A 20,167-nucleotide genomic window follows, 5' to 3' on the forward strand; every position below is an offset into this window, starting at 1 on the left:
CTCGCACAGGGTGCTGCGCGAGGTCCTGTGCCGCGCGCGGGTGCACGCGCGGGGTCGTCCGCGGCCGGGGGCGGCGCCGGGTGGAGCACCTGTCTGCCGAGGGGACCAGTGGCACGCTACCCCGAACGACGGAGGCGCGGCGATATGCAGGGACGGATGTGGTCAGAAGTCACCATCGGCGACCTGGAAGCAGGCCAGGTCACGGGGCATGTGGTGAGGCTAGCGGCTTCGTCGCCTCCGTCCGTCCGTCGGTGAAGCGCGCCTGGGCGCGGTCGTGGCGGCGGGGCACTTCGACGTGCTGCGTGGCGGCGGCGAGTCCCATGCGCTTGGTGGAGACGTAGACGCTCTCGGCGGTGTCGACGAGGAACGTCTCGTGCCACACCCCGACCGCTCCCGGGGCCTTGCGGGCGGCGCGGTTGAAGGCGGTCCACGCGGGGCGGTGCTCCTGGTTCGGGTTCGAGGCGTAGGCGTAGAGCTTCTCGACCGACGACCAGAACTGCACGACGTAGGGGCCGCCCGAGCCGAGGAGCAGCTGGTAGCCGAGCAGGCCGGAGTCGGGGTCGGTGCTGAGCTCGCGGAGCATCCGGGGCATCGCGACGAACGCAGGCAGCCACAGGTCGGGCCGCCACCAGCGGTTGATCTGCATGCCGATGTGGAACACGACGAGCTCGCCGTCGTGGTGGTGGGTCATGCGACCCGTGACGACCTGGGACATGGTGTCTCCTTCGATTGGATAGCGTCACTATCCATACTGGATAGCGCTACTATCGATGTCAAGGGGTGGCCATGAGGATTTCTGAACTGTCGGCGCAGACCGGCGTGACCGTGCCGACGATCAAGTACTACCTGCGCGAGGGGCTGCTCCCCGAGGGCGAGCGGTCGTCGCCGACCCAGGCCACGTACGGCGAGAAGCACGTCGAACGGCTGCGGGTGATCCGGGCGCTGCTCGACGCCGGCGTGAGCATCGCCGAGACGCGCCGGGTGCTCGGGGCGCTGGATGATCCGCCTGCCAGTCCGAACGCGCTGCTCGGGACCGCCCACGCCGCGATCACTCCGCCGGTGGAGGAGTCTGTCGATCTGGCGGAGGCTGAAGCCCTGGTCGAGGGGCTCGGGTGGAAGCCGGGGATGTGCGACGAGGCGGTGCTGCACGCGGTCGCCCGGGCCTTGGGCGGCTTGGAGCGCGCGGGCTTCGTCGTGCCGAAGGCCGTGATGCGTGAATACCTGCGGTCGACGCGACGCATCGCGGATGCCGAGATCGCGGGGGTGCCGGGGGAGTCCGCGGAGGCGGCCGTGCGGTACGTGGTGTTGGGGTCGGTGCTGGTGGAGCCGCTCCTGTTGGCGCTACGGCGGGTGGCGCAGCAGGTGAGCTCGGGGGAGCGGTTCGGGGCTAGCTCCTGAATGCAGCGGCGAGGCGCTTGCGAAGCGCGGGGTCACACACATATACGTACGTCCCGCGCATCCCCCGCGTGAGCAGCACCCCATAGATGTTGCGGATGAAGGTCAGCAGGTCGTCGTCGCCGAACGAGTTCCTGAGATGGCCGGTGTTCTCCTTGCCTTTCTTGTCGCGATAACTCTCGCGGTCCGCAACGATCCGGCCGGTTGTGGCGTCTACGCGGAGGTCCGGCCCGATGATGACGCCCGCGTAGTTGAGGTCGTATCCCTGGACGGTGTGGATCGACCCGACCTCCTCGAGCGCTCCCGGTGAATTGATCCAGTCCTTATCTGTTCCGTTCCACCGCAGGCGCTCGCCGTCGAGCTCTATGTCGAACTCGTCGGGGTTCTTCTTGGACACCCAGTCCCACGCGTAGCCTGCGACGAGTCGCGAAAGACCGACTTCGGCGTCCTTATATCGGATCGCTTCGCGCATCTCGCCGAGGTCATCGAAGAGGCGGAGTTCATACTCGCCGAGGTCGGGGAGCACTGGCGCTTCCTCCCGCAGCAGCGCGCGGATGAACTCGACGTAATCGGCTCCCGCCCGTACGCGCATCTGGGTGGTCAGACGGAAAAAGCGGTGCGCGTCCTTCGCCGCTCTCACCTCGGCATCGAGTGCAGATGGCGCGAGATCATGCGGCCGCACGCTTTGTTCGCCATCCACCAGCAGGAGTTGATGTCTGCTTCGAGCTTTGATCCAGTCGAGCTGTGTGTAAGTGGGGTCGTCTTCGCCGAACAGAGCTGCATTGATGTCTCGGAACTTCTTGTTCTGCACGCCCGATGCTTGGTTCGCGCGCTGGCCCAACCGATGAGTCTCGTCGACGAGTACGAGGTCGAACTCGTCATCCGATTCGCCCAGTTGGAACGGTGACATCACCATTCCCGCGTTGAGCTTCGGCGTCTTCTTGAACACCTTCTTCACGGACTCCCTGAGCGACTGCTGAGGAATCACAAGAGCCATGCGAAGGCTCTTGAGTAGCTCACGATTTTCCGGAACAAAGAACTCGGAGAACATCGAGTCCGGCTCGACGCCGTCGTGATCCTGGTAGTCGCGGATGTCGGCGAGCAGCTTCATGAGGAAGATCGCGATGATCGTCTTGCCCGTTCCCGGGTTGCCCTGAACGACGAGCGTCGACCGGGCGGAGGGATCGTGAAGATCGTCGAGTAGGCCTTCGAGAATGTCCATGATCGCGACGCCCTGGTCGTCCGTGAGGGCCTTAAAGGGCGACAGCTTGAAGAGATCGGAGTTCTCGATCTGCGGGATGCTTCGGGAGAAAAGCCCCTCGGCGCGGAGAGCCTCGAACACGTCCCGGAAGGACTCACGGTAGAGGTCGCGATCGTAGTATTGCGCGTCCGTGAGGCCGTCGTTGCCGTTGAGGATGCGATATCGGCCGTCACCGGAGAACCACCGAATAAGGTGCGACTCGAGGTCGAGGCACACGGACTTGTTGAAGGTGTGGTCAACGACGACCCGGATCGACTCGAGAGCCTCGTGCCGCTTTGATCCCGCGAGGTGCTGTCGCATCCGGCTCGCGGCGTTCACCGTTTCTCCGACATAGAGCCCGGGCGACGTGCGCTGAGTGCTCCCCTCGATCACATAGACGACGGGCCAATTGGTGTGCCGGGTGTCGTCACGGGCCCACGCATCGACGGCGTCGCGTTGAAATGGGAGCCGCTGGATGTTGAACTCTGTCACTCGGGCGCCTCGGACAGCTGGGTGTACTTCGTCATGCGCCCTTTCGCGAGTTCCACGGGGTACTTCGCCTTCGTCGACTCCAGCTTCTTCATGACGATGTCATCAAGGTCGGCACCAAGCTTGTTCGCAAGGTGGATGCAGTACGTGATGACGTCTGCCAGTTCGGCCTCCACCTGCTCCCGGTCGAAGTCCGCAGACCACTGGAAGCACTCGAGAAGCTCGCCCGCTTCGATCGAGATGCTCTTCGCCAGGTTCTCCGGAGAGTGGAACTGATCCCAATCTCGCTCGGCGACGAAGGCGCGAAGGGCGGCAAGGGTCTCCTGGCTCGGCATGGGAGCGACGCTAGCAGTTAGGGACTCGGGCGACTGGGCGCGAACGAGCGGTTCGCCGCCTCCGCGCCAAGTTCCGCTATCGTCTGGATCAAAGCGTATTCAACGAAGAATGGAGTGACGGTGGAGTTTGCAGAGCGTCTCGATTCCCTCGCGACCAAGGTGAAGAACCAGGCGACGGCAATCGGGACCGAGGAAGCGACGAAGAACGCTTTCGTCATGCCGTTTATCTCGACGATCCTCGGGTACGACGTCTTCGATCCGCTGGAGGTAGTCCCCGAGTTCACGGCGGATGTCGGAACCAAGAAGGGCGAGAAGATTGACTACGCCATCATGCGCGACTCGGAGGTTCAGATCCTCATCGAGTGCAAGCCATCGATGGGGTCGCTGAAGATCGAGCATGCCTCCCAGCTCTTCCGCTACTTCGCCGTGACGAATGCGCGGATCGCTGTTCTGACGAATGGCGTGGTCTGGCACTTCTACACGGACCTGGATGCCCCGAACCGGATGGATGCCAAGCCGTTCCTCGTACTCGATCTCCTCGACATCGATGAGACGCTGATTCCGGAGATTCAAAAGCTCAGCAAGGAGAGCTTCGATCTCGACTCGATCATCAGCGCCGCGGAAGAGCTCAAGTACATCGGCGCATTGAAGCGAGAGATTGCCGGTCAGTTCCGCGAGCCGACAGATGAGTGGATCAAGTTCTTCGCCACGCGTGTGTACGACGGTTCGTACACGCAGAAGGTGCGACAGCAATTCACTGGTCTGGTCGGAAAGGCGGCACACCAGTTCCTCAACGAACGGGTTAATGATCGCCTGAAGACGGCTCTGGGCGTGACCGGAATCACGCCAACATCAGACCCCGCGCCCACGACGAGCGCCGAAGTGGTCGAGGTGGATCTCGATCGGGACACCGAGATCGAGACCACACTCGAAGAACTTGAGGGCTACCAGATCGTGAAGGCGATCGCCTGTGGTGAGGTAAAGCCGCAGCGCGTGACGCACCGCGATGCGAAGAGCTACTTCGCGGTGCTCCTCGACGACAACAATCGGAAGCCAGTCGCCCGGCTTCATTTCAACGGCAAACAGAAGTACCTCGGGCTCTTGGATGCGGACAAGGTGGAGACCCGCCACCCAATCGAAGAGCTTGACGAAATATATGCGCATGCCGACGGGATTCGCGAGGCGGTTCGCAGGTACAAGGACTAACACGGGCGATCGGCACCGTCTTGTTGAAGCGACTTCCGGGCGCAGGCGACGCTTCTTGCGCTCGCCGGGCGCTGCCGCTACCGACGTCGGGACATTTGCTTAGGAGCTTCAGCCGAACTCGGTGAACAGCTCTGTCACGTCCTCACCGGTCTTTTCCGCATCCCGGATCGACAGGAGGTGGCCTCGCACATGCGCTGACCAGCGGGAGGCCTCCTTGACGTGGTCGGGTGTCATCTCTCGCGCCCATTTCAGTGCATAGGTGCGCGAGTCCAGGACGAGAAGTGTCGCCACGTCGAACTCGAACGAACGGAAGACTGAGAACACGGCACTTGCCGATGTCGAAGCGCTCACCGTGCGGGCCTTCACCTGAATCCTGCGGCCATTGTCGGTCGTCAGGTCGTACGACTTCGCCGAGTTCTGGGCCAGTGACCCGCCGTACACCCTCAGCGCCATGTGCTCGGCATAATCCCCAAGTGGCGCGTTTGCTGTGCGCACGACTCCGCGAATGCGAAGCTCGGCGAGAATCTGCGCATACTGGCTCAGCAGTTGCGGCGTCGCATGGTCAGCGAAAGCACGCGGACGGCGGCCGGGGATGTGCTCGATCGCTGAGAGGATTTGGGACTCATTCAGAGTCCATCCCTTCGCGCCTCGCGTCAACGGACCATACATGTTCTTGAGTACAGCTCGGACGTCCGCTATTGGCACGTCTAATCGCGAGGCGAGCGCGCGGGCGGTGACAATCACACGGTTACCCTACCGGCGAGAAACTGCCAGTACTCGGCGGGACCGTCTCTACTCGAACCTGCCCGTCAGCCGCCCGTGCATCGTGCCGCTCGAGTCATTCATCCCGACGATCTCCACCGTCTTCCCCAACGCGGCGTACTTCGTCTCGATCGCGTCCAACGCGGCGACGGTCGACGCATCCCACACGTGCGATCCCGACAGATCAACAACAACGCGAGATGGATCCTCCGTATACGAGAACAGCGTCGTCAGGTCGTTGCTCGACGCGAAGAACAACTCCCCCTGCACGACATACGTCACCATGTCGCCCGCAACCGAACGCGTCACCGTCACGAAGTGCGCCACCCGCCGGACGAACAGCACGGACGCGACCAGCACGCCGCCCACAACGCCCACCGCCAGGTTGTGGGTGATCAGCACGAGCACGACCGTGGCGAGCATCACGAACGTCTCGCTCTTCGGCATCCGCTTCAGCGTCGACGGCTTGATCGAGTGCCAGTCGAACGCGCCGATCGCCACCATCACCATCACGGCTACGAGTGCCGCCATCGGAATGGTCCCGACGAAGTCGCCGAACACCACCACCAGCAGGAACAGGAACACCCCGGCGCAGAACGTGGAGATGCGGGTCCTGGCGCCCGAGGCCTTCACATTGATCATGGTCTGACCGATCACGGCGCAGCCGCCCATGCCGCCGAAGATCCCCGACAACACGTTCGCGACGCCCTGCGCCCACGACTCGCGCGTCTTGTTCGAGTGGGTGTCGGTGATCTCGTCGACGAGCTTCGCGGTGAGCAGCGACTCCATCAGCCCGACCAGCGCCACCCCGAGGGCGAACGGCGCGATGATCGTGAACGTCTCCCACGTGAGCGGCACGTTCGGGATGAAGAGCTCCGGCAGGCTGCGCGGCAGTTCGCCCTGATCGCCGACCGTGGGCACCGTGATGCCGAACGCGAGCACCACCCCGGTCACGATGATCACCGACACGAGCGGCGCCGGCACGACCTTCGTGAGCTTCGGCATCACCAGCATCACGACGATCCCGAGCGCCACCAGCGGATACACCAGCCACGGCACATCGATCAGCTGCGGGAACTGCGAGCTGAACACGAAGATCGCCAGCGCGTTCACGAACCCGACCATCACGCTGCGGGGGATGAACCGCATCAGCTTCGCGACCCCGAGCACCCCGAGCACGACCTGGAAGATCCCGGCGAGGATGACCGTCGCGATGAAGTAGTCCAGCCCGTACGTCGGAGCGACCGGCGCGATCACGAGCGCCACAGCCCCGGTCGCCGCGGTCACCATCGCCGGACGCCCGCCGAGGAACGCGATCGACACCGCCATGATGAACGACGAGAACAGTCCCACCTTCGGGTCCACCCCCGCGATCACCGAGAACGCGATCGCCTCCGGGATCAGCGCGAGCCCCACGACGAGCCCGGCGAGCACCTCGCGCGTCAGCATCCGCGGGTTCTTCAGCGCCGTGAGCACCGACGGGTGGTCGAGATAGCGGGCACGGTCGAGGGCCGTCGTTGCAGACAATGGGGGCTCCAGGGGGAAGGCGCCTCAGAGGAAGAGGCAGACGATCCAGCCTATGCGGACACACCGACCCGGAAGTCCCATCGGGCTGCCGCCACAGCCCTGCGAACCCACGACGCGTCTGCCCCGGACCTCCCGCCGCTGCAGTCCGCGCATCACCGCGAGCTCGTGCACCGTCCGCCCGCTTCAGCCCGCGCAATCACCGCACCTCTTGCCCCGCCCTCAAGAGTGAGTGTACAGTCACTCTCATGCCCGCCACCCGAAGCTCCGTCCTCTCCACGGCCGACGCCCGCCGTCCGCTCGTGGCTGCTGCGGCTCTGCGTGCGTTCGCGCGCCGGGGCTTCCACGGCACGACCGTGGCCGATGTCGCGGGCGAGGCGAAGATCTCCCCGGCCTACGTGTTCAAGCTGTACTCCGGCAAGGAGGCGCTCTTCGTCGCCGCGCTCGACGCGTGCTTCGACGCGATCCTCGTCGCCCTCGAGGAGGGCGCCGACGCCGCGCAGGACCAGAAGTCCGCCACCGTGCTCGAGGCGATGGGCGATGCCTACGCCCACCTCATCTCCGACCGCACGCTGCTCATGCTCCAGGTGCACGCGCAGTCCGTGGCCGACATCGAGGTGATCGGTGAAGCGCTGCGCGCGGGGCTGGGGCGCATCACCACCTACGTCCAGTCCCGCTCCGGCGGCAGCGACGAGGACGTGCAGCGCTTCATCGCCTACGGGCAGCTCTGCCACCTCATCGTCACCACGCAGCTCGATGGACGGCCCGAGGACTGGGTCGCCCTCCTGACCGCGGGCATCACCCACCCCGACTGAGCCCCCGGGGGTCGCGCCCTTTCGCGTGCCTGCGAGAGTGAGTGAGTAATCACTCTCCCTGAATCCACACCGACCGACACGACAGAGAAGAGAGAACCATGACCACCCTCACTCCGCTCACCTCCGCCGCAGCCCCTCTGCGCAGCACCCGCCGTTGGCTCGCCCTGAGCGTGCTCGCGCTCGCGCAGTTCCTCGTGGTGCTCGACGCCTCCATCGTCAACATCGCCCTTCCGGTGCTCGGGCAGCAGCTCGGCATGGACACGGCCGCGCTCGCATGGGTCATCACCGCCTACGTGCTCGCGTTCGGTGGGCTCCTGCTCCTCGGCGGGCGGCTCGCCGACCGCTACGGCCACCGCCGCGTGTTCCTGCTCGGCACCGCGGGGTTCGTCGTCGCCTCGGCCCTCGCGGGGCTCTCGATCGTGCCCGAGATGCTCCTCGCCGCGCGCGCACTCCAGGGGGCATCCGCCGCGCTGCTCGCCCCCGCGGCCCTCGCCCTGCTCACGCATCTCTTCCCCGACGACGCCGAACGCACCAGAGCGATCGGCGTCTGGGGTGCCGTCGCGGGCATCGGCTCCGCGGCCGGCGTGCTCCTCGGCGGCGTGCTCACCGCGACCCTCGGGTGGCAGTCGGTGTTCTTCGTGAACGTCCCGGTCGGAGCGCTCGTGCTCATCGCCGTCCCGCTCCTCATCACCCGCGACACGGTCCGCGCCTCCGGTCGCCTCGACGCTGCCGGTGCGATCAGCGTGACCGCGGCACTCGTCGCCCTCGTCGGGGCGTTCAGCGCGGTCGAGCAGCTCGGCTTCGTCCACCCGCTGCCCCTCGCGCTCTTCGCCGTCGCGCTCGTGCTCGGCGCGGCCTTCCTCCTGATCGAGCGTCGCGCGCCGGAGCCGCTCCTCCCGCTGGCGGTGTTCCGCAACCGCGACCTCGCCCTCGGCAACGTCGTGATGCTGCTCGGCGGCGCCGCCATGGTCGCGCTGTTCTTCGCGCTCTCCGTGTTCATGCAGGCCGTGCTCGGGTACGACGCCCTCACGACCGGCCTCACCCAGCTGCCGCTCGCCGGTGCCCTGGTCGTTGTGGCGGGCGTCGTCCCGGCGCTGATCGGTCGTGCCGGCGCTCGACGCGTGCTGACCGCCTCGCTCCTCGTGCTCGCCGGTGGGCTCGTGTGGCTCGCGCTCGCTCCGTCTGACGCGGTCTTCCTCGTCCACCTGCTCGGCCCGACGCTGCTGATCGGCATCGGACTCGGGGGCGCGTTCGTCGCCACGACCCAGCTCGCGGTCGACGGGGTCGACGGGGGAGAGGCGGGACTCGCGGGCGGACTCATCAACACCAGCCAGCAGATCGGAGGTGCGGTCGGCCTCGCGGTCCTCGGAACGATCGCGGGACTGCGCACCTCGGCGCTCGATGCCGCCGGTGTCCCTGCCGCCGAGGCGATGACGGGCGGCTTCTCCTGGCTCTTCCTCGGTGCCGCCGCGCTCGCCGTGATCGGCGCGGGAACCGTCGCGGTGTGGCGCCGCCGCTGAGATGCGGCAGTCGGCCCCGCGCGTCGCCTCCGGGCGCGCGCGGGGCCGCTGCGTGCGCACCTGCACCCTTCCTCTCCGCCGGCACCTCCGCCATGATGAAGGGGACCGACCGCGAAGGAGACCCCGTGTCGCTCACGCCGCCACCGTCGCAGCACATCGAGACCGCCGCCTCTGCGCTCCCGGGCGCCGTGGTGATCGCGGGCATTCGACGAACTCTGATCTGGATGGTGGTCGCGGGCGTCGTCTACTCCGCCTTCATGACGGGCAGCAAGAGCTACTGCCCGGGCGGTTACGACGGCAGCGGCGGCTTCGTCGATTCCGAGGGTCGGTCGGTCGACCAGGCCCCCGTCTGCGTCTCGATGGCGCTTCAGTCCAACGTGCTGGTCTACGTCGCCCTCGCAGCGATCTTCCTGATCGCGCTCGGTCGCGTGACGAAGGCTGCCGACGAGCGTGCGGCACTGCGGACGCTGGAGCGCGCGATGTACGGAGCCGGCGTGCTCGTCGTGATCGCCGTCGTGGTGTCGCAGGTGTGGTTCCAGTCGATCGATCTCGAGCAGTTCACCTCGGGGTCCTGGTCCGTCGTGAGCCCCTTCCCGCTCGGGATCATCGACGTGTCGACCACCCCGATGACGACCCCCTGACCGCCCGGAGCTACCGCCCCGCCCGCACCCGCAGGGTGAACGCCACCGCGGCGAGCCCGATCACCACCACCCCGTACCCGACGCACACCGCCTCCAGCCCGACCACGCCGACGAGTGACCCGGCGACCACGGCGGGCACGCCGAACGCGAGATAGGAGAGCACGTACAGCACCGCGAAGGTGTCGGCGCGTTCGGTCGGGGGAATGCGCGGTGCGAGCGACGCGACCACACCGGAGAACGCCGTGCCGAAGCCCATGCCCGTGACCGCGGCCGCGCCCAGGTAGAAGGGGAGGGAGCCGACCCCGAGCGCGAGGAGCGACAGCAGGGTGCCGAGGCCGAGCGCCGCGGTGCCGAACAGCACGCTCGTGTGCGCCGAGCGCCCGCGCATCGCGAACGCCGTGACCGCCCCGACCCCGGCGAGCAGCACCACGCCGAGGCCCTGCCACACGTGCGCGACGCCGCCGAGCTCACGCGCCACGATGTTCGCGCCGAGCGACAGGAACAGCCCGCCCGTGGCCCACCCCGCCACGACGGCCGGGGCTCCACGCCAGAAGTCGCCCCGGATCGCGGCGGGGATCGACAGGCGGAAGCTCAGCGACGCCCACGCGCCCGGCCGCCGCAGAGCCGTCTCCGGCACGACGAGGAACAGCGCTGCGAGCAGCACGTACACCGTGGTGAGCGGGGCGAACACGTCGAGCAGCGCCTCCCGGGTGAGGTCGAGCATGACCGCCGACACGAGCGCACCGAGCGCGAGTCCGATGCCGGGGCTCAGCGCGTTCCACAGCGCGGCCGTCTTCGCTCGACCCCCGGGGGCGAAGTCGAGCACCGTCGCCGACAGCGCCGAGATCAGCGCCCCGCTCGCGACGCCCTGGAGGATGCGCGCCACGAACAGCACCCACGCGGCGTCGGCGTGCCAGAACAGGAACATGCTCCCCGCGAGCATCAGGAACCCCACGACCGCGACCGGTCGCCGCCCCACGTGGTCCGACAGCGACCCGGCGGTGAGGAGCGTCAGGAGCAGTGCGACCGCGTACACCGCGAACACCGCGCTGATCACGACCGGCGCGAACCCGATGTCGTGCGCGAGCACGGGGTAGAACGGCGAGGGTGCGCTCGCTCCCGCCATCATCAGGATCTGCGCGACCACGACGAGCACGAAGCCGAGCCGGGTGCGCGTCGCGGTCGGGCGGGGGTGCCGGGGCGCGGCGGGCGGGGCGGTGACGATGGGCTCGGTGGTGGTCATGCGCGGCTCCTTGACAGTTCGAGAATCATCGAACTCTCGGAGCGTACTCGCCCTCGCGCCATTGTTCAACTATTCTCGAACCATGCCTGGCGACCTGCCCCACCCGGAGCGCTCCGAGATCCAGCTGACCGGGGTGCTCTTCGCGCTCAGCGACCCCGAGCGACTGGCCATCGCGCGCCAGCTCGCCGACGGTCCCCTCGATATGGCCTCCTGCCACGCGACCGACCCGAACCTGCCGAAGTCCACCAAGTCGCACTTCATGAAGGTGCTGCGCGAGGCCGGCGTCATCCGCAACGAGCCCAACGGGCGGCGCCGCACCCTCACCCTCCGCCGCGACGACCTCGACGCCCGCTTCCCCGGGCTGCTCGACTCCGTGCTGCAGGGCTAGTCCGCGGGCGCCCCGTCGTCCGGCACCCACCGCAGCAGGTCGCCCGGCTGGCAGTCCAGCGCCACGCACAGCGCATCGAGCGTCGTGAACCGCACCGCCTTCGCGCGCCCGTTCTTCAGCACCGCGAGGTTGGTGGGGGTGATCCCGATGCGCTCCGCCAGCTCGCCGACACCGATCTTCCGGCGCGCCATCATCACGTCGATGTCGACGACCACCGGCATCAGATCACCTCGTCGTCGAGCTCGGACCGCAGGGCCCGCGCCTCCGCGTCGCGGTCGATCGCCTGCCGCAGCAGCGCCTTCATCACCACGACGAGCAGGGCCATCCCGGCGAGCACCACTCCCGCACCGCCGATCAGCGCGACGACACCGGGCGCCATCTCGCCCGGGGCGAGCAGGGCCGCGAGCGCCCACGCCAGCACCGCCGCCGCGCTGATCGCGCCGATGATCGTGTCGACGAAGCGGAACGAGGATGTCGAGAAGAGGGATCCCCGCCGCACCTTCCGGAGCAGGATCCACACGCACACCCCGAACACCTGCATCGTCGCGACGCCCAGCACCAGGATCGCGACCAGCGTGATGCGCGCCCACGTCGCCTCCCCCTCCAGGTCGGCGTACACGAGCGGCGCGATCACCGTCTGCACCACCAGCGACCCGAGCAGGGCGAGGGCGATCACCACCTGCAGCGCGATCGTCGTTCCCTTGGCCATGCGACACCTCCCGGCGAGAAACAACAGGAATCTATCGTTAATCGTTCGATGAGGCAAGCGCGAACGACGGCCGCCGGAACTACCGCAGCACGAGGCCGATCTCGAACGACCGCCGCCACGGCAGCGTCAGCTCGTCGATGCGCACGCCGTCGGCGGGGAGCATCGACTCCAGCAGCGCCGTCAGCTCCGCATGGATCACCCGCGACGCCTCGGCCACCCGCGCGTCGTCCGCCAGCGGGTAGATGTCGGGGAACAGCGACGGCCCGGAGTCCGTGCGCACGACGGCCTGATACGCGAAGTCGTCCAGCAGCCGGGTCAGCAGGGCGATCCGCGCCGCCCGCTCGTCGAACGACCCCGTGGCCCGGCCGACCACCGCGGCGGCCGCGACCGCGACCACACTGCCGAGCGTGTTCCCCGCCGTGTTCCAGCCGCCGAACGCCTCCAGCCGCCCGAGCAGGTCGGCGTCGGCGAGCGCGCGCACCAGCGCCTCGTCCGCCCCGTTCGGATACCGCACGTCGGCCAGCGCGACCCGCTCGCCCGCCTCCAGCCGCTCCCGCACCAGGGCGACGGTGCCGGCGACGGCCGCGGTGTCGACCACATCGGGCCGCCCGCGGAACATGTCGTGCCGGTCGGGATCGGGGGCGTGCAGCACCAGGGTCACGTCGGCGTCCGCCGCCACCTCGACGGCACCGGCCGCGCGGATCTGCCGGCTCGCCGAGGCCGCCAGCGACATGTTCTCGTACGGCGGGATCCGCTCCATCCCCGCGGCGTCGGCGCACGCCATCGCGAACGACACCGTCACCCCGGCGTTCCCCGCGAGAGCTCGGGCGACGAGCGCCGCCCCCACCTCGTCGGCGCCCGGGTACATGAGCACGCGACGGCCCGACGGCAGCATCCGCATCCAGTGCCGCAGCCACACCTGCTCGGCGCTTCCCGCCGCGAACGGCGCGGTGTCGTCGGCGGTGATGGCGAGGAAGTCGAGCGTCTCGTCCTCGACCAGCCCGAGGGTCGAGAGGTTGACGATGTGGTTGCGCAGGCGCCGCGTCGCGTAGTCCGACACGACATCGGCCGGCACGGGTGTCAGCTCCTCCAGCGGCAGCACGTCGGTCTCGCCGAGCAGCCGGTGGGCGTCGCCCCCGAGGGCGTGGATCTCCTTGCCGTGCGCCGTCCAGTACTCCGGCTCCTCGGCCGCGGAGTACGAGTTGCTGGCGCGCGTGACCAGGGAGACGGCCGAGAGCGGCAGTTCGGGGCGCATCCGCCGCACCTCGCGCAGCACGTCGAGACGCGCCAGCACGTCACGCGTCGTGTCGTGGCTCGTCCGGCTCGCGATGAGTCCGCCGTAGAGCAGCATGTCGACCGACACCACGAGGTGCACGGTCGCCGGGTCGGCCGCGCGCTCCCGCAGCCAGGCGCCGAGCGCGTCCGCGTCGCCCGCCGTCCGGTATGCGGGGAGGATCTCGGCGGGCGGCACGTCGAGCGTCACGCCCGCGACCGCGGCGACGTCGCCGGGCAGCTTCACGTTCACCGGTCGGTCGTCGAGGGGGAGCAGGGCGATGCGCGGGCGGAGGGTCGGGTCGGACACGAGGAGCCTTTCGTCGGTGAAGGGATTGCCGGTCGGGAGCGCGAACGCTCAGGGGCGGGAGATCGAGAGGAGGTAGGAGTAGCGGTCGCCCCGGTACACCGACTCGGCGTACTCCAGCGGGCGGCTACGGGCGTCGTAGGTGGTGCGCTTGACGAGGAACGCGGGCGAGAACGGGGGTGTCTGCAGGGCTGCGGCCTGCTCCTCGTCGAGCACGACCGCGTGGATCTCCTGGTCGGCACGCACGGCCGAGATGCCGAACCGGGTGCGCAGATCCTCGTAGAGCGAGTCGCCCACGATGCCCTCCTCCAGCCCCGGCACGGCGTCGGCCGCGATCGAGCACACCTCCAGGCAGATGGGGATGTCGTCGGCGGTGCGCACGCGGCGGATCCGCACCACCGGCGACTGCGGGCTGAGGTTCAAGGCGTAGCCGGTGGTCTGCCCCGCCGCGGCGGTGGACACGTCGACCGACAGCGATCCTGGCCGCATGTTGCGGGCGAGCATGTCCTCGGAGAACGACGTGAGCTCGAAGGCCTTGCTGATGCGCGAGGCGCTGACGAAGGTGCCGGCGCCCTGGAGCCGGTAGACCAGCCCGTCGCGCTCCAGCTCGTCGAGCGCCCGGCGCACCGTCTGCCGGTTGACCTCGAGCGACTCGGCGAGATCGCGTTCGGTCGGCAGCTTCTCGTGTGGCGCCAGGCCCTGCTGGATGACCTCCTCGAGATGCCGGCGCACCCGCTCGTGCTTCGTCACACCCTCGATCGTCATGGCTTCCCCCTCATTTGGACTAACCCAATCTTGACGACCGCCCCCAGGTGTGTCAATGTCTGTTCTCAGCGGTTCCGAATTGGTCTATTCCAATCCTTTTGCAAGGTCAACGATGAGCGGAGAACTCCCCATGCACATGAAGCAGCACATGCGCCGGCGCGCCCTGGTCGCCGCCGGACTGACCACAGCGACGGTCGTGGCCCTCAGCGGATGCGCGGGAGGCGGCAGCGACGCCGACGGCCCCACCGAGATCACGTTCTCGTACCTGTGGGGAGGGGAGGAGGCCAAGGCCCTGGAGGCGATCATCGCCGACTTCAACGCCAGCCAGGACGACATCGTCGTCAAGGGCGTCTCCAGCCCCGACACCCAGAAGCAGCTCACCTCGATGTCGTCGTCCAACGGCTCGTTCGACATCTCCGACAACTTCGGGAACACCGTCGGCGCCTGGGCCTCGAAGGGCATCCTCGCCCCGCTCGACGACGCGATCGCCGCGGAGGACATCGACGTCGACGACTTCGTGCCCAGCGCGATGGAGCAGATGACTTACGACGGCAAGATCTACTCGCTGCCCATCGCCATCCACAGCTTCCAGCTGCTCTACAACCCCCAGCTGCTCGCGGAGGCGGGCGTGACCCCGCCCACCACCATGGACGAGCTCGCCGCCGCCATCCCCAAGCTCACCAAGAAGGACGCCTCGGGCAAGATCACCCAGCTCGGCCTGGGCTCCGCCAACGACAGCACCACGCTCACCACTCTCGGCTACGCGTTCGGCGGCAGCTGGGACGGAGAGGACGGCCCGACTCCGGCGGAGGACGGCAACCTCGAAGCGCTGCAGTGGTACCAGGACAACGTGATCGAGCCGGTGGGCGCCGACGCCATGGCCACGTTCGTCTCCGGTCAGGGCGAGTACCTCTCGGCGCAGGACCCGTTCTTCAGCGGCCAGGTCGCCATGATCATCGACGGCGAGTGGCGTTCGGCCAGCGCGGCCAAGATCGCCCCCGACTTCGAATGGGGCGTCACCGCCATCCCCGCCGCCACCCCCGAGCTGGAGAACAGCACGCAGGTGACCGCGAGCACCCTGTTCATCCCCGCCAACTCGAAGCACAAGGAAGAGGCGGCGACGTTCCTCGCCTACCTCGTCAGCGACGAGCCGATGGAGAAGTTCGCCGTCGCGCTGGGCAACCTCCCCGGCCGCTCCTCCCTCGCCGGCAGCGCGGCCTTCGACGAGCTGGAGGACTTCGGCGTCTGGGCCGAGGCGGCCTCCTCGCCGAACGCCAAGTCCCTCGCGAGCCGCCCGTACAGCGCGGAGTACGCGACCGACCTGGCCACCGCGTTCGACGAGGTCGTGCGGCTGACGGCCACCCCGGAGGAGGCGATCGCGACCGTCGAGGAGCGGATGTCCTCCTACTCCTCGAAGTGAGCGGCGCTCCGTGACCACGGCCACCACACCCCGGGTCCGGCGGGAGACGACTCCCGCCGGGCCCGGCGCCCCCGTCCGGCGGCGCCGCAGCCGCCGCACGACGCTGATCGGCCTCGCCTTCGCCGCGCCGTTCATCGTCGGCTTCCTGTTCCTGTTCGCCTACCCGATCGTGGCCTCGGCGTACTACAGCTTCACCGACTTCAACCTCTTCCAGGCGCCCGAGTGGGTGGGCCTGGACAACTACACCCAGATGTTCGCGGACGGGGTGTTCTGGAAGTCGCTCGCCAACACCGCCGTGCTCACCGTGTTCGGGGTGCCGCTCGCGATCGGCATCGCGCTCGCCGGAGCCCACCTGCTCAACACCCCCGTCCGCGGCCAGCCGCTGTACCGCGCGCTGGTGTACCTGCCCTCGATCGTGCCCGTGGTGGTCGGCGGCTACCTGTGGCGCTGGCTGCTCAACGCCCAGTACGGCTTCATCAACCACTTCCTGTCGTGGTTCGGCATCGAAGGGCCGGCGTGGCTGCAGCAGCCGGAATGGACCAAGCCCGCGATCATCATGATGTCGCTGTGGACCGTCGGCGGCACCATGATCATCTACCTCGCGGCCCTCCAGGAGGTGCCGAAGGAGCTGTACGAGGCGGCCGAGCTCGACGGTGCGGGAGTCTGGCGCCGGTTCACGAGCGTCACCTGGCCGACGGTGTCTCCGGTGACCCTGTTCCAGGTGATCGTGAGCATCATCGGTTTCCTGCAGATCTTCACGCAGCCCTACATCCTGTCGCAGGAGCGGCTCAATCAGGCCGGCTCCGGGCCCGGGCAGTCGATGCTCTCCTACGCGATGTACCTGTACCAGAACGCGTTCGTGTTCCTGAAGATGGGCTACGCCTCGGCCATGGCCTGGACGCTGTTCATCGTCACGCTCATCGTGAGCCTCATCGTGCTCGCGTCGTCGAAGAAGTGGGTGCACGATGGCACACGCTGAGATCTCCGCCCCCGCCCGCCGGCCCCGCCGCACGCGCCGCACGCTGCGCCGCGTCCGGCAGCAGGTGTCGGTGGCGCTGCTCGCCCTGCTGTTCCTCTTCCCGCTGCTGGTGATGCTGTCGACCGCGTTCAAGACGCCGGGCGACGTGTTCTCCTCGCCGCCCACGCTGCTTCCGGCCGAGTGGACCATGGACAACTTCGCCGAGGCGTTCGCGCAGATCCCCGTGTGGCGTTACCTCGGCAACACGCTGTTCGTGTCGGGCATGAGCATCCTGGGCACGGTCATCTCGTGCCCGCTGGTGGCCTATGCGCTGGCGAAGGTGAAATGGCGCGGCGCCCGCCCGCTGCTCATCCTCGTGCTGGCCACGATGATGCTGCCGCCCCAGGTGACCCTCATCCCGCTGTTCCTGGTGTGGAACGGGCTCGAGGCGACGAACACCTACCTGCCGCTGATCGTGCCGGCCTTCCTGGGCACGCCGTTCTTCATCTTCATGATCCGGCAGTTCCTGCTCGCGGTGCCCGACGAGCTGATCGAGGCCGCGCGCCTCGACGGCGCCTCCGAGTTCCGCACCTACGCGACGATCGTGCTGCCCCTGGCCCGCCCGGCCATCGTCACCGCGGCGATCTTCCAGTTCGTGTGGGCGTGGACCGACTTCCTCAATCCCCTCATCTATCTCAACGACCAGTCGACGTACACGCTGTCGATCGGTCTGTACGCCTTCTTCGGGGAGAACGACGTGGCGTGGGGGCCGCTCATGGCGGCATGCGTGATGTTCACGCTGCCGGCCGTGGTGATCTTCCTCATCGGCCAGAAGTTCTTCATCGGCGGCGTCAGCGCAGGAGCGATCAAGTGACACACGACACCCTCGAACTGCTCCGTGACAGCCTCGTCGCCTCGGTCCAGGCGTCAGCGGGCACCCCGGCCCGCGACACCCACGTGATCGGTGCGCTCGCGGAGTCGGCGCTGCTCGGCGGTGCCAGCGGGCTGCGGTTGAACGGACCGGAGGACCTCCGCCGGGTGCGGTCGGCGACGGCGGTGCCGCTGATCGGACTGCACAAGGTGTGGAACGGCGTGCGCAACGTGATCACGCCCGACGTCGCTCTTGCGGAGGGCCTCGCCGCGGCGGGGGCCGACGTCATCGCGGTGGACGCCACGACCGAGCAGCTCGGCACGGACTTCGGCCTGCTCGGCCGGATCGCGCAGGCCACCGGGCTCCCGGTGATGGCCGACGTCTCCACCGCGGAGGAGGGCAGGAGGGCGTGGGAGGCGGGCGCCGCCGTGGTCGGCACCACCCTCTCCGGCTACACGCCGCACTCGCCGCGGCAGGACGGACCCGACCTCGATCTCGTCGCCGCGCTCGCCGCGGCCGGCATCCCGACCATCGCGGAGGGCCGCTACCAGACACCGGAGCAGGTGCGCGCGGCCTTCGACGCGGGGGCCTTCGCCGTGGTCGTCGGCGGGGCGATCACCGACCCGATCGCGCTCACGCGCCGGTTCGTCGCGGCGACCCCGAAAGCCGGGGAGCGGGTGTGATCGTCGGGGTCGACATCGGCGGCACCAAGATCGCGGTCGCCGGATTCGAGCCCGATCCCGCGGGCGGCCGTCGCCGGGTGACGCCCGTGCGCAGCTGTGCGACGCCGGCGCGCGAGGGCGGGGACGCGATCGTGCGGGCGGTCGTCGAGGCGGTCCGCGCGGTCGCCGACGGCGAACCCGTGACGGCGGTCGGTGTCGGCACGGCCGGCGTGGTCGCCCCCGACGGATCCATCACCTCGGCCACGGACGCGATCCGGGGGTGGGCGGGGTTCCCGCTGCGCTCGGCACTCGAGCGCGCCACGGGGGTTGCGGTCGCGGTCGTGAACGACGTGCACGCGGCGGCGGTCGCGGAGGCCGCCCAGGGAGCGGGTCGCGGAGCGGGCGGGCTGCTGATGGTCGCGGTGGGCACGGGCATCGGCGGGGCCGTGGTCCTCCCGGACGGGCTCCGCGCCGGGGCGACCGGCACCGCGGGATCGGTCGGGCACACCGAGCTGGCGCTGCCGGCCGAGCTCGCCGGGAGGCGCTGCGGCTGCGGGGCGCCCGGGCACGTCGAGGCCGTGGCGTCGGGGCCCGGACTCGAACGGACGTACCGGGAGCGCACCGGGACACCGCTCCCGTTGCGCGAGGTGGATGCCCTGGCCCGTGCGGGCGACCGGACGGCGGCGGAGGTGATCGCGCAGGGGGCGCAGTTCCTCGGGCGCGCTCTCGCCGCGGCCAACGCGCTGCTCGACGTCGAGGCGGTGGCGGTGGGCGGGGGTGTCGCGGGCATCGGTGAGCGGTATCTGGACGAGGTGGCGCGGGCCTATCGGGCCGTGGCGATGCCGGGCCCGGCGCGGGCCCGCGTCCTTCCGGCCGAGTTCGGGGTGGACGCGACGGCGACCGGCGCGGCCCTGCTCGCGCCGGTCGAAACTCCCACCCCACGCCCAGCGTGAGCGATATATCGTTAACTATCGTTCACGACTGGGAGGTCATCATGAGCAACGCATTCCCCTCCAACCCGTTCGGCGGAACCGGGAACACCGGCGGCAGCGGTGCCGGTGACTTCGCGTCCGGCCTCGGCAACCTCTTCGGCGGACCCCACGGTCCGGCCGGCGCGCTCTTCGAGGCGATGGACCAGCTCCGCAAGTCGTTCGACTCGCGCCCGTCCGGCGGCTCCCGCATGGCGCGCGGCGACGTCCGCACCGCCGTGCTCACGCTCCTCGCCGAGCGCCCCATGCACGGCTATCAGATCATCAACGAGATCGCCGAGCGCAGCGGCGGCACCTGGAAGCCCAGCGCCGGTTCCGTGTACCCCACGCTCCAGCTGCTCGCCGACGAAGGGCTGATCGAGGCGGAGGAGCAGAACGGCCGCAAGACCTATGCGCTCACCGAGGCCGGTCGCGCCGTCGCCGACGAGACCACCGAGACCCCGGCGCCGTGGGTGTCCACCTCCGACAAGGACCGCGGACGCGACCCCCGCTACAGCGCGCTGCCCAAGGCCGGCGTCGACCTGGCCGCCGCGGCCGCGCAGGTCGGTCGCAGCGGTTCGGCGGAGCAGGTGCAGCAGGCGATCGAGGTGCTCGACGACGCCCGCCGTAGGCTGTACACGATCCTTGCCCAGGACTGACCGCGTCGTGCGGCATCC

General features: G+C 68.8%; 22 protein-coding genes. 12 read left to right on the forward strand and 10 right to left on the reverse strand.

Features of this window, described 5'->3' with window-relative positions; genetic code table 11:
- Nucleotides 1-199 precede the first annotated feature (199 nt).
- Nucleotides 200-715 (reverse strand): DUF4188 domain-containing protein, encoded by a 516-nt coding sequence (locus ACFV3I_RS02945; RefSeq protein WP_378803199.1) that lies wholly within the window; start codon nt 713-715, stop codon nt 200-202.
- Nucleotides 716-786: 71 nt separating this feature from the next.
- Between ACFV3I_RS02945 and ACFV3I_RS02950 the strand changes: the two genes are divergently transcribed.
- Nucleotides 787-1,398: a MerR family transcriptional regulator gene (locus ACFV3I_RS02950; protein ID WP_378822337.1), complete on the forward strand. Its 612-nt coding sequence runs from the start codon at nt 787-789 to the stop codon at nt 1,396-1,398.
- On the opposite strand, the gene ACFV3I_RS02955 is transcribed toward ACFV3I_RS02950, so the two are convergent.
- Nucleotides 1,388-3,127 carry a DNA/RNA helicase domain-containing protein gene (locus ACFV3I_RS02955; RefSeq protein WP_378822338.1) on the reverse strand — a complete coding sequence of 580 codons (1,740 nt, stop codon included), beginning with the start codon at nt 3,125-3,127 and terminating at the stop codon, nt 1,388-1,390. The two genes, ACFV3I_RS02950 and ACFV3I_RS02955, sit on opposite strands and share 11 nt — an antisense overlap.
- Nucleotides 3,124-3,459: a nucleotide pyrophosphohydrolase gene (locus ACFV3I_RS02960; protein WP_378822339.1), complete on the reverse strand. Its 336-nt coding sequence runs from the start codon at nt 3,457-3,459 to the stop codon at nt 3,124-3,126. The genes ACFV3I_RS02955 and ACFV3I_RS02960 overlap by 4 nt, the downstream gene beginning before the upstream one ends.
- 120 nt (nt 3,460-3,579) lie before the next feature.
- On the opposite strand from ACFV3I_RS02960, the gene ACFV3I_RS02965 reads away from it, so the two are divergent.
- Nucleotides 3,580-4,665: a type I restriction endonuclease gene (locus tag ACFV3I_RS02965; protein WP_378822340.1), complete on the forward strand. Its 1,086-nt coding sequence runs from the start codon at nt 3,580-3,582 to the stop codon at nt 4,663-4,665.
- 108 nt (nt 4,666-4,773) lie between these two features.
- Here the strand turns inward: ACFV3I_RS02965 and ACFV3I_RS02970 are convergent, their stop codons facing one another.
- Together ACFV3I_RS02970 and ACFV3I_RS02975 are read right to left on the reverse strand one after the other, a co-directional pair.
- Nucleotides 4,774-5,409, reverse strand: coding sequence for a DUF6998 domain-containing protein (locus tag ACFV3I_RS02970; protein WP_378822341.1), 636 nt, complete (start codon nt 5,407-5,409; stop codon nt 4,774-4,776).
- Nucleotides 5,410-5,457: 48 nt separating this feature from the next.
- The gene (locus ACFV3I_RS02975; RefSeq protein ID WP_378822342.1) at nt 5,458-6,954 is read right to left on the reverse strand and encodes a SulP family inorganic anion transporter; all 1,497 of its coding nucleotides are present in this window, start codon (nt 6,952-6,954) and stop codon (nt 5,458-5,460) included.
- Between the two features lie 245 nt (nt 6,955-7,199).
- Here ACFV3I_RS02975 and ACFV3I_RS02980 point away from each other — a divergent pair, with 245 nt between their 5' ends.
- The 3 genes from ACFV3I_RS02980 to ACFV3I_RS02990 all read left to right on the forward strand — a co-directional run bounded on the left by ACFV3I_RS02980 (nt 7,200) and on the right by ACFV3I_RS02990 (nt 9,927).
- Nucleotides 7,200-7,766 carry a TetR/AcrR family transcriptional regulator gene (locus ACFV3I_RS02980; RefSeq protein ID WP_378822343.1) on the forward strand — a complete coding sequence of 189 codons (567 nt, stop codon included), beginning with the start codon at nt 7,200-7,202 and terminating at the stop codon, nt 7,764-7,766.
- Between the two features lie 98 nt (nt 7,767-7,864).
- Nucleotides 7,865-9,286: an MFS transporter gene (locus ACFV3I_RS02985; RefSeq protein ID WP_378822344.1), complete on the forward strand. Its 1,422-nt coding sequence runs from the start codon at nt 7,865-7,867 to the stop codon at nt 9,284-9,286.
- 125 nt (nt 9,287-9,411) lie between these two features.
- A complete protein-coding gene (locus tag ACFV3I_RS02990) occupies nt 9,412-9,927 on the forward strand; it encodes a hypothetical protein (RefSeq protein WP_247638157.1) in 516 nt (171 codons plus the stop codon).
- 10 nt (nt 9,928-9,937) lie between these two features.
- Here ACFV3I_RS02990 and ACFV3I_RS02995 read toward each other — a convergent pair whose 3' ends face one another.
- A complete protein-coding gene (locus ACFV3I_RS02995; protein ID WP_378822346.1) occupies nt 9,938-11,170 on the reverse strand; it encodes an MFS transporter in 1,233 nt (410 codons plus the stop codon).
- A gap of 82 nt (nt 11,171-11,252) precedes the next feature.
- Between ACFV3I_RS02995 and ACFV3I_RS03000 the strand changes: the two genes are divergently transcribed.
- Nucleotides 11,253-11,558: an ArsR/SmtB family transcription factor gene (locus ACFV3I_RS03000; protein WP_378822347.1), complete on the forward strand. Its 306-nt coding sequence runs from the start codon at nt 11,253-11,255 to the stop codon at nt 11,556-11,558.
- On the opposite strand, the gene ACFV3I_RS03005 is transcribed toward ACFV3I_RS03000, so the two are convergent.
- The 4 genes from ACFV3I_RS03005 to ACFV3I_RS03020 form a co-directional block, all read right to left on the reverse strand.
- A complete protein-coding gene (locus tag ACFV3I_RS03005) occupies nt 11,555-11,779 on the reverse strand; it encodes a helix-turn-helix transcriptional regulator (RefSeq protein WP_206252005.1) in 225 nt (74 codons plus the stop codon). The two genes, ACFV3I_RS03000 and ACFV3I_RS03005, sit on opposite strands and share 4 nt — an antisense overlap.
- The gene (locus ACFV3I_RS03010) at nt 11,779-12,267 is read right to left on the reverse strand and encodes a DUF2975 domain-containing protein (RefSeq protein WP_378822348.1); all 489 of its coding nucleotides are present in this window, start codon (nt 12,265-12,267) and stop codon (nt 11,779-11,781) included. Before ACFV3I_RS03010 ends, ACFV3I_RS03005 begins: the two co-directional genes overlap by 1 nt.
- Before the next feature lie 79 nt (nt 12,268-12,346).
- Complete coding sequence (locus tag ACFV3I_RS03015) at nt 12,347-13,849, reverse strand: DUF4127 family protein (protein ID WP_378822349.1); 1,503 nt, start codon at nt 13,847-13,849, stop codon at nt 12,347-12,349.
- A gap of 48 nt (nt 13,850-13,897) precedes the next feature.
- Complete coding sequence (locus ACFV3I_RS03020) at nt 13,898-14,611, reverse strand: GntR family transcriptional regulator (RefSeq protein ID WP_136034445.1); 714 nt, start codon at nt 14,609-14,611, stop codon at nt 13,898-13,900.
- 130 nt (nt 14,612-14,741) lie between these two features.
- Between ACFV3I_RS03020 and ACFV3I_RS03025 the strand changes: the two genes are divergently transcribed.
- Genes ACFV3I_RS03025 through ACFV3I_RS03050 form a run of 6 tightly spaced genes read left to right on the forward strand, consistent with a single transcriptional unit; the run spans nt 14,742 to nt 20,149 of the window.
- A complete protein-coding gene (locus ACFV3I_RS03025) occupies nt 14,742-16,031 on the forward strand; it encodes an ABC transporter substrate-binding protein (protein WP_247638161.1) in 1,290 nt (429 codons plus the stop codon).
- 10 nt (nt 16,032-16,041) lie between these two features.
- Entirely contained in the window at nt 16,042-17,010 is a 969-nt protein-coding gene (locus ACFV3I_RS03030; protein ID WP_247638162.1) for a carbohydrate ABC transporter permease, read from the forward strand.
- Complete coding sequence (locus ACFV3I_RS03035; RefSeq protein ID WP_136036855.1) at nt 16,997-17,863, forward strand: carbohydrate ABC transporter permease; 867 nt, start codon at nt 16,997-16,999, stop codon at nt 17,861-17,863. The genes ACFV3I_RS03030 and ACFV3I_RS03035 overlap by 14 nt, the downstream gene beginning before the upstream one ends.
- Entirely contained in the window at nt 17,860-18,543 is a 684-nt protein-coding gene (locus tag ACFV3I_RS03040) for an N-acetylmannosamine-6-phosphate 2-epimerase (RefSeq protein ID WP_205814397.1), read from the forward strand. Before ACFV3I_RS03035 ends, ACFV3I_RS03040 begins: the two co-directional genes overlap by 4 nt.
- Entirely contained in the window at nt 18,540-19,475 is a 936-nt protein-coding gene (locus ACFV3I_RS03045) for an ROK family protein (RefSeq protein WP_247638163.1), read from the forward strand. The genes ACFV3I_RS03040 and ACFV3I_RS03045 overlap by 4 nt, the downstream gene beginning before the upstream one ends.
- A gap of 41 nt (nt 19,476-19,516) precedes the next feature.
- Nucleotides 19,517-20,149: a PadR family transcriptional regulator gene (locus tag ACFV3I_RS03050; RefSeq protein ID WP_247638164.1), complete on the forward strand. Its 633-nt coding sequence runs from the start codon at nt 19,517-19,519 to the stop codon at nt 20,147-20,149.
- Nucleotides 20,150-20,167 lie beyond the last annotated feature (18 nt).

The sequence above is a fragment of the Microbacterium sp. NPDC059771 genome (assembly GCF_042732495.1).
Classification (GTDB): domain Bacteria; phylum Actinomycetota; class Actinomycetes; order Actinomycetales; family Microbacteriaceae; genus Microbacterium; species Microbacterium sufflavum.

Bases quoted from the DNA above. Each gene is read 5' to 3' on its own strand.
- ACFV3I_RS02945 (WP_378803199.1), bottom strand. From the start codon at position 715: ATGTCCCAGGTCGTCACGGGTCGCATGACCCACCACCACGACGGCGAG.
- ACFV3I_RS02950 (WP_378822337.1), top strand. From the start codon at position 787: ATGAGGATTTCTGAACTGTCGGCGCAGACCGGCGTGACCGTGCCGACG.
- ACFV3I_RS02960 (WP_378822339.1), bottom strand. From the start codon at position 3,459: ATGCCGAGCCAGGAGACCCTTGCCGCCCTTCGCGCCTTCGTCGCCGAG.
- ACFV3I_RS02980 (WP_378822343.1), top strand. From the start codon at position 7,200: ATGCCCGCCACCCGAAGCTCCGTCCTCTCCACGGCCGACGCCCGCCGT.
- ACFV3I_RS02985 (WP_378822344.1), top strand. From the start codon at position 7,865: ATGACCACCCTCACTCCGCTCACCTCCGCCGCAGCCCCTCTGCGCAGC.
- ACFV3I_RS02995 (WP_378822346.1), bottom strand. From the start codon at position 11,170: ATGACCACCACCGAGCCCATCGTCACCGCCCCGCCCGCCGCGCCCCGG.
- ACFV3I_RS03000 (WP_378822347.1), top strand. From the start codon at position 11,253: ATGCCTGGCGACCTGCCCCACCCGGAGCGCTCCGAGATCCAGCTGACC.
- ACFV3I_RS03005 (WP_206252005.1), bottom strand. From the start codon at position 11,779: ATGCCGGTGGTCGTCGACATCGACGTGATGATGGCGCGCCGGAAGATC.
- ACFV3I_RS03010 (WP_378822348.1), bottom strand. From the start codon at position 12,267: ATGGCCAAGGGAACGACGATCGCGCTGCAGGTGGTGATCGCCCTCGCC.
- ACFV3I_RS03020 (WP_136034445.1), bottom strand. From the start codon at position 14,611: ATGACGATCGAGGGTGTGACGAAGCACGAGCGGGTGCGCCGGCATCTC.
- ACFV3I_RS03025 (WP_247638161.1), top strand. From the start codon at position 14,742: ATGCACATGAAGCAGCACATGCGCCGGCGCGCCCTGGTCGCCGCCGGA.
- ACFV3I_RS03035 (WP_136036855.1), top strand. From the start codon at position 16,997: ATGGCACACGCTGAGATCTCCGCCCCCGCCCGCCGGCCCCGCCGCACG.
- ACFV3I_RS03050 (WP_247638164.1), top strand. From the start codon at position 19,517: ATGAGCAACGCATTCCCCTCCAACCCGTTCGGCGGAACCGGGAACACC.